Genomic DNA, 13,430 nt, shown 5'->3' with positions numbered 1-13,430 from the left:
AAAGAGGGCAGGGAAGGGGTCAGAAATCCCAGCCAGGTTGCGATGGCGGCTCGACGGGCTCACCCTCTCTGGCCTTGCGACGGGCGGCTTCGACCCGCGCCTTGCGATTGCGGCACAGGCGCATCACCTCCTGCTGCTGGGTCGGGGTCATGACGAGCCAGTTGAAGCGCTCCTCCCGGCTGCGCAGGCACCCCTTGCAATATCCCTTGTTGTTCACTTCACAGACCCCGACACAGGGGCTTGTCAGGGGGAAGATTTCGAGCTGTTCCATCCACGACCTCTCACATCTTGTCACCTTGTTATAACCCAGAAGATCCCCTTTGGAGAAATAGGGCGTCCGGGGGCGGATGGCGTTTGCTTTCCCCCGGCAAATTTGGCATCTTCCCCGCCGAACATGATGCTCGGTGTTATATGAGGACATATGAATAAACATGCGTACTGGCTGGCCGCCGCCGTGGTGGGACTGGCCGGTTGTGCGGGCAACCCTGAACCCGCCAAGGTGCCCCAGAAGAAGGCGGAATCCGGATGTTTTCTGAACTGCGAGGTGCCGGAGAATCTGGGCAAGCAGTATCTGGATGGTGCCCTGCCCGGGGATCTGGTGCGGGTGGAGCGGGTCAACAGCCATCAGCGCGCCGACTACAGCAAGTTCGGCCCCCAGAGCCGGCTGGTGCTGGAGCGCTCCGGCAAGATGACCCGTCGCTACGGCGAGCTCTATCGCCAGCTCTCCCGCTGGGTGGCCAATGGCGGTGATCCTGCCCATATCACCCAGTACGGCATCAGCCTGGCCCAGCTCGGCGGCGCCGATCGCATGGGCAACGTGCTCTTCACCGGCTACTACTCGCCGGTGCTGGAGGTGCGTCATCGCCCGGATGCCAAGTACAAGTACCCCATCTATGCCATGCCCAGATGTGGCGGTCGTTGCCCGAGCCGGGCCGAGATCCATCAGGGGGCACTGGCCAACCGTGGGCTGGAGCTTGGCTACAGCAAGTCCCTCATCGACAACTTCCTGATGGACGTGCAGGGCTCGGGCTTCGTCCACTACGGGGATGACGACAGGCTGCAATACCTGGGCTACGGCGGCAAGAACGGCCACGGCTACGTGAGTATCGGCCGGGTGCTGATCGACCGCGGCGAGGTGCCCAAGGAGCAGATGTCCATGAAGGCCATCAAGGAGTGGGCGAGCCGCCAGCCGGAGGCGAACGTCAAGGAGCTGGTGGAGCAGAACCCCTCCTACGTCTTCTTCGAGCGTCGCCCCACCAACGATGTGGTGGGCGCCGCCGGCATTCCGCTGCTGCCCATGGCGGCGGTGGCCGCCGACAAGACCCTGCTGCCCATGGGGACCCCGATCCTCGCGGAAGTGCCCTTGCTCGACAAGGCGGGCAACTGGACCGGCAAACACCAGTTGCGCCTGCTGATCGCGCTGGACGTGGGCGGCGCCGTGAAGAAGGGTCACCTCGATCTCTATCACGGCATGGGGGAGAAGGCCGGGGTGGCCGCCGGTCACTACAAGCACTTCGGCCGGGTCTGGAAGCTGGGCCTGCACCACGGGCCGACCGCCGCCCCCTGGCTGTGACCCTTTGATGGCTCGGGCGCCTGCACAGGGCGCCCTCTGCAGATGACGCAACAAAAAGCCGCCGGATTGCTCCGGCGGCTTTTTGTTTTGCTCGAGTTGCCAGCTTGGGCGTCAGCCCTTCTGGATATCCAGCCGGATGGCCCCGACCGGCTTGCAGCAGCAGGGTAGGCACTCCCCTGGGGAGACAAACGCCAGCGGCACGCTGGGGTAGTGCACTGTGCCTGCCAGCAAGGGGGTACGGCAGGCGCCGCAATAGCCGCTGCGGCACTGAAACTCCACCCTGTGACCGTGGCGCTCCAGGGTCTCCAGCAGGCTCTCGCCGGGATGGGCGTGCAGCACGTCATCCCGGGTATGCACCCGTGGCGAGCCCGCCTCGCTCTGCGCGGGGGCAGAGCAGGGGGCGGGGGACAGCGTGTTGGTGGCGTCACTCACGGCGCGGCGTACCCCAGATCGTCTGGGTGCACTTCGCTGCGAGTGCGACTGGCCAGCGGTTCGGGCAGCTGACTCACAGCTCGAAATCACCGAGATCGTCTGCGTGTACTTCGCTGTCGATCTGGCCGACCAGATAGGAGCTCACCTCCACTTCCTGGGGGGCCACCTGCACGTTGTCGGAGGACAACCAGGTGTTGATCCAGGGGATGGGGTTTTGCTTGGCGCCAATGAAGGCTGGCTGCAGGCCGACCGCCGCCATCCGCAGGTTGGTGATGTACTCCACGTACTGGCAGAGGATGTCCTTGTTCAGACCGATCATGGAGCCATCCTGGAACAGGTACTCTGCCCACTCTTTCTCCTGCTCGGCCGCTTCCTTGAAGATCTCGAAGCAGGCCTGCTCGCACTCGGCGGCAATCTCGGCCATCTCGGGGTCGTCCTGGCCGGTACGCATCAGGTTCAGCATATGCTGGGTCCCCGTGAGGTGAAGGGCCTCGTCGCGGGCGATCATCTTGATGATCTTGGCGTTGCCCTCCATCAGCTCGCGCTCGGCGAAGGCAAAGGAGCAGGCGAAGCTGACGTAGAAGCGGATCGCCTCCAGGGCATTGACGCTCATCAGGCACAGATAGAGCTTCTTCTTCAGCTCCCGCAGGTTGATGGAGACCTCGCGGCCGCCCACCTTGTGGCTCCCTTCACCGTGCAGGTGATAGAGCGCGGTTGCCTCGATCAGATCGTCGTAGAAGTGGCTGATGGAGCCGGCGCGCTTCAGGATCTGTTCGTTGGTGACGATGTCGTCGAACACCTGTCCCGGGTTGTTGACGATGTTGCGGATGATGTGGGTGTAGGAGCGAGAGTGGATGGTCTCGGAGAAGGCCCAGGTCTCGATCCAGGTCTCCAGCTCCGGGATGGAGACCAGGGGCAGCAGCGCCACGTTCGGGCTGCGACCCTGGATGGAGTCCAGCAGGGTCTGGTACTTGAGGTTGGAGATGAAGATGTGCTGCTCGTGGGGCGGCAGGGCCTGGTAGTCGATGCGATCGTGGGACACATCCACCTCTTCCGGACGCCAGAAGAAGGAGAGTTGCTTCTCGATCAGCCGCTCGAAGATGTCGTGCTTTTGCTGATCATAACGGGCCACGTTGACCGACTGGCCGAAGAACATCGGCTCCTTGAGCTGGTCGTTCTGGGTCTGGCAGAAAGTTGAATAAGCCATGGTGATTTGAATGTCTTGAATGAGAGGAAACAGGAGGGCGGGAGCTTCATGCTCCCGCCCGGTTCATCAGATCGTGCTGCGACTTATATTTTACAAGCCCCGCCGGCGCAACCGTCGTCTTGCAGATCGGTCTGGGCGTCGTCCGCACCATCACGGGTGTTGTGATAGTAGAGGGTCTTGAGGCCGTATTTGTAGGCGGTCAGCAAGTCCTTGAGCAGCTGCTTCATCGGGACCTTGTTGCCTTCGAAACGGGCCGGGTCGTAGTTGGTGTTGGCGGAGATCGCCTGATCCACAAACTTCTGCATGATGCCGACCAGCTGCAGGTAGCCATCGACGCTCGGCTGCTTCCACAGCAGTTCGTACTGATCCTTCAGGCGATGGTACTCGGGCACCACCTGCTTGAGGATGCCGTCCTTGGAGGCCTTGACCGACACCAGACCACGGGGCGGCTCTATGCCGTTGGTGGCGTTGGAGATCTGGCTGGAGGTCTCGCTCGGCATCAGGGCGGTCAGGGTGGAGTTGCGCAGACCCACTGTCTTGATCTCTTCACGCAGGCTTTCCCAGTCCAGGTGCAGCGGCTCGTTGCACAGCACATCCAGATCCTTTTTATAGGTATCGATGGGCAGGATCCCCTGGGCGTAGGTGGTCTCGTTGAAGGCCGGGCAGGGGCCGAACTCGCGGGCCAGCTGCACGGACGCCTTCAGCAGGTAGTACTGGATCGCCTCGAAGGTGCGGTGAGTCAGGGCCAGACCGGAACCGTCGGAGTAGCGGGCACCGTTCTTGGCCAGGTAGTAGGCGTAGTTGATGACGCCTATCCCCAGGGTGCGGCGGTTCATGCTGCCCTTCATCGCGGCCTTGAGCGGGTAGTCCTGATAGTCGAGCAGGGCATCCAGGGCGCGCACGGCGAGATCCGCCATCTCTTCCAGGTCTTCCAGCTTCTCGATGGCACCCAGGTTGAAGGCAGACAGGGTGCACAGGGCGATCTCGCCCTCTTCGTCATCCACGTTGTTGAGCGGCTTGGTGGGCAGCGCAATCTCGAGGCAGAGGTTGGACTGGCGCACCGGGGCCACGGCCGGATCGAAGGGGCTGTGGGTGTTGCAGTGATCCACGTTCTGGATGTAGATGCGACCGGTGCCGGCGCGCTCCTGCATCATCAGGGAGAAGAGATCCACCGCCTTGAGGGTCTTCTTGCGAATGGACGGATCCTGCTCGTACTTGACGTAGAGCTGCTCGAACTTGTCCTGATCCGCGAAGAAGGCGTCGTACAGGCCAGGTGCATCGGACGGGGAGAACAATGTGATGTCGCCGCCCTTGATGAGACGCTGATACATCAGCTTGTTGATCTGCACCCCGTAGTCCATGTGACGGACCCGGTTCTCTTCCACGCCGCGGTTGTTCTTCAGTACCAGCAGGCTCTCCACCTCGGTGTGCCACAGGGGGTAGAAGAGGGTGGCCGCACCGCCGCGCACACCGCCCTGGGAGCAGCACTTCACGGCAGTCTGGAAGTACTTGTAGAAGGGGATGCAGCCGGTGTGGAAGGCTTCGCCGCCACGGATGGGGCTGCCCAGACCACGGATGCGGCCGGCGTTGATGCCGATGCCAGCGCGCTGGGAGACATAACGGACGATGGCGCTGGCGGTGGCATTGATGGAATCCAGGCTGTCATCGCACTCGATCAGCACGCAGGAGCTGAACTGACGGGTCGGGGTGCGCACGCCGCTCATGATGGGGGTGGGCAGGGAGATCTTGAAGGTCGAGACCGCATCGTAGAAACGCTTGATGTAGTCCAGACGGGTATCTTTTGGATACTTGGAGAAGAGGCAGGCCGCCACCAGGATGTAGAGGAACTGCGGGCTCTCGTAAATTTCGCCGGTGACGCGGTTCTGCACCAGGTACTTGCCTTCCAGCTGCTTGACCGCCGCGTAGGAGAAGTCCATGTCACGCCAGTGGTCGAGGTGGGCGTTGAGCTCCTCGAATTCGGCCTGGGTATAGTCGGTCAGCAGGTGCTTGTCGTACTTGCCCATGTCCACCAGACGGGCGACGTGCTGGTAGAGGTGGGGCGGCTCGAACTGGCCGTAGGCCTTCTTGCGCAGGTGGAAGATGGCCAGGCGGGCGGCCATGTACTGGTAATCCGGGCTCTGTTCGGAGATCAGGTCAGCAGCGGCCTTGATGACGGTTTCGTGGATGTCGGCGGTACGGATACCGTCATAGAACTGGATGTGGGACTTGAGCTCCACCTGGGAGACCGACACGTTGTCGAGCTTCTCGGCGGCCCAGTCGAGCACGCGGTGAATTTTATCCAGATCGATGGGTTCTTTGTGGCCGTTACGCTTCGTCACAAACAAGTTCATTGGCTGATGACCTTTAGTTGATTCCCGAAAAACCATGGCGCCCAGCATCCAGGGTTCCCTTCTTGAGGGTGGCCTGGGGGCGAAGTGCGCCATGAATCACAAGATATAGTGTTATTTTAAATTCGAACTACAAGATAGTGAGGTCGGCACGGCATTGCAATCTGTGGATAACGCATTAGCTGTGGATAAATTGTGGGTGTTCGGGTTCGAGTTAGTGACTGCTCACAGTGAGTGGGTTTTCATCCGTCCGATCCGGCAAATGCAAGTCCGATGATCGAAGATGGAAAATTTAAATAACTTTTTTTGCTTGCGAAAACGGGGTGTTTTTACTAGCAAATTCAGCCTGGTTATCCCTTGTGCAGCCAGGGTCAAAAGCTGTCCTGTCCCCGCAGGCGCGCACTTGTCATCCTCTCAAAACAAGGGGCACATCTGCGCCCCTTGTCATTGCCAATGTGCGGCCCGGTGAGTGAACGTCGTGCTCATCTGGGAACCCTTTGGCGTTAAAGCTGCCCGGATGATCCATCTATGGCGTCATACAGAGCAGGGATGACTCAGGTCAGCTCGTAGCGCAGCCAGTGGTGCAGGGCCTACCTCGTACGGCATCGAACTGCAGATCCGCACCCCGATGGTCCACTTATACCGTTTATGCAGTGCAATGCTGGTTTGGCTCAGGTCAGCTCGTAGCGCAGCCAGTGGTGCAGAGCCTGTACCGTATCAAAGTGCAGGTCGGCGCCCCAGTCGGCGGTATCCTCGTCATCGCTCAGATAGCCCCAGCCCGCCACCGCGGTAAGCATGCCGGCGTTGCGCCCCGCCTCGATGTCGCGCACATGGTCCCCTACATAAAGGCAGTGGCTCGCCTCGACCCCGAGCCGCTCGCAGGCAAAGAACATGGGGGCGGGGTCTGGCTTGCGTACCGGCAGGGTGTCGGCACTGACGGTGACGCCGCAGCTGGCAAGCTCGGGCAGGGCGGCCAGCAGCGGCTCGGTGAGAAAGCCCGGCTTGTTGGTGACTATGCCCCAGGGCAGCTTCTTCTCATCGAGCCATTCGATGAGATCCAGCATCCCTTCATAGGGACGGGTACCGACGCAGAGGTTGGCGGCGTAATGGTCGAGAAGGGCGGTGCGAAGGCGCGTGGCCCCCAGCTCTTCCAGCAGATCCTCCCCCAGGCCCGCCTTGAGCAGCCCGAGGGCCCCGTGGGAGGTGGTCTGGCGGATGATGGCCTCGGGCAGCGGGGCAAAGCCTTCGCTCACCAGCACATGGTTGACGGCGGCGCCGAGATCCGGGGCCGTGTCGAGCAGGGTGCCGTCCAGATCGAACAGCACGCAGCGCAGGGGCGCCTTGTCGGTGCTCATCAGACTGACTCCGGGCGCACGAAGGCCACCATGTAGTTGACGTCGACGTTCCTGCCGAGCTTGAAGCTGTTGGAGAGCGGCGCGTAGTGCACCCCGCTCATGTCCCGCACCAAGAGGCCCGCGGCTTCCCCCATGCGACACAGCTCGGCGGGGGTGATGAACTTTTTGTGATCATGGGTGCCCTTGGGCACCATCTTCAGCAGGTACTCGGCCCCCAGGATCATCATCAGGTAGGCTTTCGGGTTGCGGTTGATGGTGGAGACATACACCTTGCCCCCCGGGCGCACCAGGGTGGCGATGGCCCGCAGCACGGAGGCGGGATCCGGCACATGCTCCAGCATCTCCATGCAGGTGACCACATCATACTGGCCGGGGGCCTCGGCGGCATGAGCTTCTGCGGTGATCTGACGGTATTCGAGCTCCACACCCTGCTCCAGGGCGTGCAGGCGGGCGACCCCGAGGGGCTCCTTGCCCATGTCGATGCCGGTCACGCGAGCACCCCGGCGGGCCATGCTCTCGGAGAGGATGCCGCCGCCGCAGCCGATGTCGAGCACGCGCTTGCCAAACAGGCCGCCGCTCTTGTCGGTGATCCAGTCAAGGCGCACCGGGTTGATCTGGTGCAGGGGCTTGAACTCGCCCTCCATGTCCCACCAGCGGGAGGCGATGGCTTCAAATTTGGCGATTTCTGTCAGATCGACATTGGCATCACTATTCATTTTTTGATGATCCTGTGGCAGGGCGCGCAGCGGGCAGGGCGCGCGCAATCTATTGTCCTGGCGGGCATTATAACGGACGGACTTGGGCACACCAGCCCGACGTGTTACCCGGATTTGTGGCTTAAGGTATTTGGCTCAGTGTGTTACCATGTCGCGCTGTTTAAGCCAAAGAACAACTAATTAGGGATTAAGGCTTTCTATGAGCGATCTGGCCAGAGAGATCACGCCGGTCAACATCGAAGAAGAGCTCAAGAGTTCCTATCTGGATTACGCCATGAGCGTGATCGTAGGACGAGCTCTGCCGGATGTGCGTGATGGCTTGAAACCGGTTCACCGCCGCGTTCTGTTTGCTATGAACGAGTTGGGGAACGACTGGAACAAGCCCTATAAGAAATCGGCCCGTGTGGTCGGTGACGTAATCGGTAAATATCACCCGCACGGCGACAGCGCCGTGTATGACACCATTGTCCGGATGGCGCAGGATTTCTCCATGCGTTACATGCTGGTCGATGGTCAGGGCAACTTCGGCTCGGTCGATGGCGACAACGCTGCGGCCATGCGTTACACCGAAGTGCGGATGGCGCGCATCTCCCACGAGTTGCTGGCCGATCTGGACAAAGAGACCGTGGACTGGGTGCCGAACTACGACGGCACCGAGATGATCCCGGCTGTCATGCCCACCAAGGTACCCACCCTGTTGATCAACGGCTCCTCCGGTATCGCGGTGGGCATGGCGACCAACATTCCTCCTCACAACCTCACCGAGATAGTCAACGGCTGTCTGGCGTTGATCGAGAATGGCGCCCTCACCATTGACGAGCTGATGACCTATGTCACCGGCCCGGATTTCCCCACCGGCGGCATCATCAACGGGCGCTCCGGCATAGTGCAGGCCTACCGGACCGGTCGCGGCTCCGTCTATGTGCGGGCCAAGGCCGAGGTGGAAGTGGACGAGAAGAGCGGTCGCGAGACCATCATCGTTCACGAGATCCCCTATCAGGTGAACAAGGCGCGGCTGATCGAGAAGATCGCCGAGCTGGTCAAAGAGAAGAAGGTCGAGGGCATCAGTGCCCTGCGCGATGAGTCTGATAAAGACGGCATGCGCATCGTTATCGAGATCAAGCGCGGCGAGTCCGGCGAGATTGTGCTGAACAATCTCTACAAGCACACCCAGATGCAGACCACGTTCGGCATCAACATGGTGGCGCTCGATAACAACCAGCCCAAGGTGATGAACCTCAAAGAGATCCTGGATGCCTTCCTGCTGCACCGCCGCGAGGTGGTGACCCGCAGGACCGTGTTCGAGCTGCGCAAGGCGCGGGATCGGGCGCACATCCTGGAAGGTCTGGCGGTGGCGCTGGCCAACATCGACCCCATCATCGAGCTCATTCGCCACAGTGCGACCCCGGCGGATGCGAAAGCGGGCCTGGTTGCCAAGGGCTGGGAACTCGGCAACGTGGCCGCCATGCTGGAAAAAGCGGGCGACGACGCGGCACGGCCGGAGTGGCTGGAGCCGGAGTTCGGCATCCGTGAAGGGCAGTACTTCCTGACCGAGATCCAGGCCCAGGCCATCCTTGACCTGCGTCTGCACAAGCTGACCGGCCTCGAGCACGAGAAGATCCTGGAAGAGTACCAGTCTCTGCTGGATCTGATCGCCGAGCTGCTGTTCATCCTGGCAAGCCCGGAACGGCTGATGGAAGTGATCCGCGATGAACTGCTGGCCGTGCGCGAGCAGTATGGCGACGAGCGTCGCACCGAGATCAGCATGTCCAGTGCCGAGATCAACATCGAAGATCTGATCACCCCGGAAGACGTGGTCGTCACCCTGTCTCACCAGGGCTATGTGAAGTATCAGCCGCTCTCCGACTACGAGGCCCAGCGCCGCGGTGGTCGTGGCAAGTCGGCCACCCGGATCAAGGAAGAGGACTTTGTGGAGCGTCTGCTGGTGGCCAACACCCACGACACCATTCTGTGCTTCTCCACCCGTGGCAAGGTCTACTGGCTCAAGGTCTACCAACTGCCGGAAGCGTCCCGTGGCGCCCGTGGTCGTCCCATCATCAACCTGCTGCCGCTGGAAGAGGGTGAGCGTATCACCGCCATCCTGCCGGTGAAGGAGTATGATGCCGAGAAGTTCGTCTTCTTCGCCACCGCCAACGGTACCGTGAAGAAGACCAGCCTGTCCGACTTCAGCCGTCCGCTCTCCTCCGGTATTCGCGCCATCAACCTCAAGGAGGGTGATGAGCTGATCGGGGTAGACATCACCGACGGCAGCAACGAGATCATGCTGTTCTCCGATGCGGGCAAGGTGGTTCGCTTCAATGAAGGTAGCGGCCGTGCCGATGCAGCCGATGCGGATGCCAGCGATGACGTCGAGACCGACGATGACGCCGGCAACGACGAGGATGGCAGCGACAACGGCGAAGGCACTGAAGGCACCGAGAGCAAGGGTACCTTCAAGGGCGTGCGTCCCATGGGTCGTACCGCCGCCGGTGTGCGCGGCATCAAGCTGGGCGCCGGTGACAAGGTGGTTTCCCTCATCGTGCCGCGCGGTGAAGGTGCCATCCTCACCGCCACCGAGAACGGTTACGGCAAGCGCACCGCACTGGACGAGTACCCGACCAAGAGCCGTGGTACCCAGGGCGTTCGCTCCATCAAGGTGGACGAGCGCAACGGCAAGGTGATCGATGCGATCCAGGTCGAGGATACCGACCAGATCATGCTGATCACCAACGGCGGCACCCTGGTGCGTACCCGTGTTGCCGAGGTGAGCGTCATCGGCCGTAACACCGGCGGTGTCCGTCTGATCCGTACCGGTGAAGACGAGACTGTGGTCGGCCTGCAGCGCATTGCCGAGAGCGACGAGGAAGAGAACGACGCTCTGGTCGCCGAGGGCATGGCCATCGACGGCGAGCAGGCGGAAGGTGCAGAGACTGCGCCAGACGCCGGTGCTGCCGACGATGCAGGCTCCAGCGAAGCGGGTGCGGCTGACGACGAATAATCGTTACCTGCCTCGATAAAAAAGAGCGGCCCTTGGGTCGCTCTTTTTGTTTGTCTTGCCTTCACTCCCTCCTGCGGCGCTCGGTCATCCGAAACTGCCTGCGTTCATCTCCTGTGCTGGCGCCGGATTTTCCCGCTCCGGGCTCTCTTGCTCATTCAATCCTTCATCCCGGCGTCATCTGGCTGTCATCCCGGCGGGACAGACTGCGGCTGTTCAGGTGGGGCAAGGGCACGACCATGCCCGAGTCCGGCGTTGGCAATATCATCCAGAAGGAGCAGGGTATGACCAGTTGGATCATGTGGGAGATCTGGTGGAGCCGGATGTGGGGAGAGGATGCCAGGGCAATGTCACATGACGAGCAGGAGGAGGTGGCTTATGAGCCCTCGCGCCTGCCGGCGGAGCTTATCGCGCAGGGCAAGCCGATGCCCCCCCATCCGCCAAGGCCGAGGGGCTGAGCCGCGATAGCCGCAGTCATCAGAACAGGCGCAGCTGCTCGTTGGGGCGAATGAAGGCAGAGGTGTTGAGCGCGACATGGCGCTTGCCCAGTTGCAGTCGCTTGCTGATGAGCCGAAAGCGCTGGGCGAGCAAGTCGGCGAATTGCCCCTCTCCGCGCATACGAGTCCCGAAGGCGGGGCTGTTGAGCGCCCCCCCTCTGCTTGCCCGCAACTGGTTCAGGATGGCCTCCTTCTGGCCGGGGTAGTGCTCCTCCAGCCAGTCGCAAAACAGGGTGGTCAGCTCGTGGGGCAGTCTCAGCAGGATATAGTCGGCGCAGCCGGCGCCCGCCTCCACGGCGCCCTTGATGATCTGCTCCAGCTCGGGCTCGTTGAGCCGCGGGATCATGGGGGCCGCCAGCACTCCCACAGGTATCCCGGCCTGTGCCAGCTTCTCGATGACCTTGAGCCGACCCGCTCCCGTGCTGGCGCGGGGCTCCAGCTGTCGCCTCAGTGTCTCGTTCAGGGTGGTGACCGACACCATCACCTGGCAGAGCCCCTCCCGGGCCAGCTCGGCCAGCAGATCGAGATCGCGCAATATCATGGCGCTCTTGGTGATGATCCCCACCGGATGGCGATGGGCCAGCATCACCTCCAGCAGCTCGCGAGTGAGGCGATAGTGGTGCTCTATGGGCTGGTAGGGATCGGTATTGGCCCCGAGCACTATGGTCTGCGGCTGATAGCCTGGCTTGGCAAACTCCCGGCGCAGCAGCGCGGCGGCATTGAGCTTGGCAAACAGCCGGGTCTCGAAATCCAGGCCGGGGGAGAGCTCCAGGTAGGCGTGGCTGGGTCTGGCATAGCAGTAGATGCAGCCATGCTCGCACCCCTGATAGGGATTGATGGAGCGGCCGAAGGGGACGTCCGGCGAGAGGTTGTGGCTGATGATGCTCTTGGCCTGGATCTCCCGCACCTCGGTTCGGGGTTGGGACGCACGAAATGCCGCCTCCCATTCCACGGCCTGCCAGCCATCGTCGACGGCATCGATCTGCGGGCCGCTGAAACGGTGCTCGATATTGTGGGTGCTGCCTCGTCCTGCCATCTCATCATACCATGTACTGTTTATACATACAGTTATTCTGCTCGGGATGGTGCCAAACATCAAGTCCGGCCACTCTTCCCTTATTTCACTCGGCCAAAGAACGGGATCTCCTGCTTGATCTGTCGCTACATTTCGTTTACATAGACAAAATGCGAACTGGATCACGGAAATCATCATGAGTCCCACCACTTACCGTTGGCTGTTTATCGCCGTCATTGCCCTGGTCGCCTGGCGTCTGATCCCGCTCTCCACCGAGCAGGCGCTGGCCGCGGCCAACCGCGCCTGGCGGGTGGGCCACTTCGAGCAGGCGACCGGCATCTGGCAACCGCTGGCCGAGCAGGGTCAACCCAGGGCGCAGGCCCTGATGGGGTGGAGCCATGAGCTGGGGCAGGGGAGCGAGCAGGATCTGGCGCAGGCCATCCGCCTTTATCGTCAGTCCGCCGAGGCGGGGGATGCGTTTGGCCAGTACCGGCTGGCGGAGCTCTATCTGCGCGGGGTAGGGGTGCCACGGGATCTGCGTATCGCCTTTCACTGGATGGAGCGGGCGGCCCGCAACGGAGACGTGCCCGCCATGCTCAAGGTGGGGGTGCTGCATCTGATGGGGGCCAACGGTCGGGTCGACATGGCCGAGGCCAAGCAGTGGCTCTATCAGGCCTCGCAAAAAGGCAACAAGCTGGCGTTGACGGTATTGCAGGAGCTGGCGCTGGCCGAGGAGGGTCGCAGCGCCTTCGATTTCAACGGCCAGTCACTGCTGGGGGAGGGTTAGCCCCTCAGCGGCTGGCGGTGATCTTGCCCGGTGTCACGTCGGTGACGTAGAGGGTGCTGCGATCGGCGCTGTGCACTATGCTGCATACCTCGCGCTTGCTGCCATCGCTCAGGATCACCAACTCCCCGAGATGAACGGGGCAGTGTGTCGTCAACAGGTGATCCGGGTGGACAATCTTCTCCGCATGCTCCGGAAACGAAATGTCATAGGTGTACATCATGCTCTCCTCATTTAGGCAGACGCCTCACTGGAAACCTAGCACAGAGAGGGCGCGGCGGGACCCGTATCGCATATGCGTCGTCCCGATTTGCTCTGTGACGCCAGGCAAATCAACTGATGACGGCGCACCTTGCTTTCCCCTTCATGGTATACAAAATCGGCAAGGCAACTTGTCTGGGTCGTGACGTCTGATACAATCCCCCGTTGTACCTGTCAATTGATGGCCTTGCGCACCCAAGAGGGTGTGTACCACTGCTGTGTAGCAACCGTATTGTGAACGGTGAAA

At 61.6% G+C, this 13,430-nt stretch carries 12 protein-coding genes; 4 read left to right on the top strand and 8 right to left on the bottom strand.

The features are described from left to right. Positions 1-19 precede the first annotated feature (19 nt). Positions 20-271, bottom strand: coding sequence for a DUF1289 domain-containing protein (locus HB860_RS07110; protein WP_139434392.1), 252 nt, complete (start codon positions 269-271; stop codon positions 20-22). Positions 272-421: 150 nt separating this feature from the next. Here HB860_RS07110 and mltA point away from each other — a divergent pair, with 150 nt between their 5' ends. Next, positions 422-1,573 carry a murein transglycosylase A gene (gene mltA, locus HB860_RS07105; RefSeq protein WP_202045800.1) on the top strand — a complete coding sequence of 384 codons (1,152 nt, stop codon included), beginning with the start codon at positions 422-424 and terminating at the stop codon, positions 1,571-1,573. 111 nt (positions 1,574-1,684) lie between these two features. Here the strand turns inward: mltA and yfaE are convergent, their stop codons facing one another. The 5 genes from yfaE to ubiG all read right to left on the bottom strand — a co-directional run bounded on the left by yfaE (position 1,685) and on the right by ubiG (position 7,631). After that, entirely contained in the window at positions 1,685-2,005 is a 321-nt protein-coding gene (gene yfaE / locus HB860_RS07100) for a class I ribonucleotide reductase maintenance protein YfaE (RefSeq protein ID WP_247626178.1), read from the bottom strand. 73 nt (positions 2,006-2,078) lie between these two features. Beyond that, the gene (nrdB, locus tag HB860_RS07095; RefSeq protein WP_247626177.1) at positions 2,079-3,212 is read right to left on the bottom strand and encodes a class Ia ribonucleoside-diphosphate reductase subunit beta; all 1,134 of its coding nucleotides are present in this window, start codon (positions 3,210-3,212) and stop codon (positions 2,079-2,081) included. A gap of 83 nt (positions 3,213-3,295) precedes the next feature. Then, entirely contained in the window at positions 3,296-5,563 is a 2,268-nt protein-coding gene (gene nrdA / locus HB860_RS07090) for a class 1a ribonucleoside-diphosphate reductase subunit alpha (RefSeq protein WP_162519121.1), read from the bottom strand. Between the two features lie 668 nt (positions 5,564-6,231). Further along, positions 6,232-6,915, bottom strand: a complete 684-nt coding sequence (locus HB860_RS07085) for an HAD family hydrolase (protein ID WP_247626176.1) — start codon at positions 6,913-6,915, stop codon at positions 6,232-6,234. Continuing rightward, positions 6,915-7,631: a bifunctional 2-polyprenyl-6-hydroxyphenol methylase/3-demethylubiquinol 3-O-methyltransferase UbiG gene (ubiG, locus tag HB860_RS07080; RefSeq protein WP_202045796.1), complete on the bottom strand. Its 717-nt coding sequence runs from the start codon at positions 7,629-7,631 to the stop codon at positions 6,915-6,917. Before ubiG ends, HB860_RS07085 begins: the two co-directional genes overlap by 1 nt. 199 nt (positions 7,632-7,830) lie before the next feature. Here ubiG and gyrA point away from each other — a divergent pair, with 199 nt between their 5' ends. Together gyrA and HB860_RS07070 are read left to right on the top strand one after the other, a co-directional pair. Continuing rightward, positions 7,831-10,629, top strand: a complete 2,799-nt coding sequence (gene gyrA, locus HB860_RS07075) for a DNA topoisomerase (ATP-hydrolyzing) subunit A (RefSeq protein WP_247626175.1) — start codon at positions 7,831-7,833, stop codon at positions 10,627-10,629. A gap of 281 nt (positions 10,630-10,910) precedes the next feature. Continuing rightward, positions 10,911-11,084: a hypothetical protein gene (locus tag HB860_RS07070; RefSeq protein ID WP_247626174.1), complete on the top strand. Its 174-nt coding sequence runs from the start codon at positions 10,911-10,913 to the stop codon at positions 11,082-11,084. A 19-nt stretch (positions 11,085-11,103) separates the two neighbouring features. Here HB860_RS07070 and HB860_RS07065 read toward each other — a convergent pair whose 3' ends face one another. Next, on the bottom strand, positions 11,104-12,159 hold the full coding sequence (locus tag HB860_RS07065) for a PA0069 family radical SAM protein (RefSeq protein WP_202043642.1): 1,056 nt from the start codon (positions 12,157-12,159) through the stop codon (positions 11,104-11,106). A gap of 175 nt (positions 12,160-12,334) precedes the next feature. On the opposite strand from HB860_RS07065, the gene HB860_RS07060 reads away from it, so the two are divergent. Next, positions 12,335-12,925, top strand: coding sequence for a tetratricopeptide repeat protein (locus tag HB860_RS07060; protein ID WP_247626173.1), 591 nt, complete (start codon positions 12,335-12,337; stop codon positions 12,923-12,925). A gap of 4 nt (positions 12,926-12,929) precedes the next feature. Here HB860_RS07060 and HB860_RS07055 read toward each other — a convergent pair whose 3' ends face one another. Then, a complete protein-coding gene (locus HB860_RS07055; protein ID WP_139434406.1) occupies positions 12,930-13,145 on the bottom strand; it encodes a hypothetical protein in 216 nt (71 codons plus the stop codon). Between the last annotated feature and the right edge of the window lie 285 nt (positions 13,146-13,430).

Origin of the sequence: Aeromonas genomosp. paramedia (assembly GCF_023093515.1) — a bacterium.
Lineage (GTDB): Bacteria > Pseudomonadota > Gammaproteobacteria > Enterobacterales > Aeromonadaceae > Aeromonas.
This window is presented reverse-complemented; position numbering and strand designations above follow the sequence as displayed.

Coding starts and splice junctions, on each gene's coding strand:
- HB860_RS07060 (WP_247626173.1), top strand. CDS start 12,335: ATGAGTCCCACCACTTACCGTTGGCTGTTTATCGCCGTCATTGCCCTG.
- nrdA (WP_162519121.1), bottom strand. CDS start 5,563: ATGAACTTGTTTGTGACGAAGCGTAACGGCCACAAAGAACCCATCGAT.
- mltA (WP_202045800.1), top strand. CDS start 422: ATGAATAAACATGCGTACTGGCTGGCCGCCGCCGTGGTGGGACTGGCC.
- HB860_RS07055 (WP_139434406.1), bottom strand. CDS start 13,145: ATGATGTACACCTATGACATTTCGTTTCCGGAGCATGCGGAGAAGATT.
- gyrA (WP_247626175.1), top strand. CDS start 7,831: ATGAGCGATCTGGCCAGAGAGATCACGCCGGTCAACATCGAAGAAGAG.
- HB860_RS07065 (WP_202043642.1), bottom strand. CDS start 12,159: ATGGCAGGACGAGGCAGCACCCACAATATCGAGCACCGTTTCAGCGGC.
- ubiG (WP_202045796.1), bottom strand. CDS start 7,631: ATGAATAGTGATGCCAATGTCGATCTGACAGAAATCGCCAAATTTGAA.
- HB860_RS07110 (WP_139434392.1), bottom strand. CDS start 271: ATGGAACAGCTCGAAATCTTCCCCCTGACAAGCCCCTGTGTCGGGGTC.
- HB860_RS07085 (WP_247626176.1), bottom strand. CDS start 6,915: ATGAGCACCGACAAGGCGCCCCTGCGCTGCGTGCTGTTCGATCTGGAC.
- HB860_RS07070 (WP_247626174.1), top strand. CDS start 10,911: ATGACCAGTTGGATCATGTGGGAGATCTGGTGGAGCCGGATGTGGGGA.
- nrdB (WP_247626177.1), bottom strand. CDS start 3,212: ATGGCTTATTCAACTTTCTGCCAGACCCAGAACGACCAGCTCAAGGAG.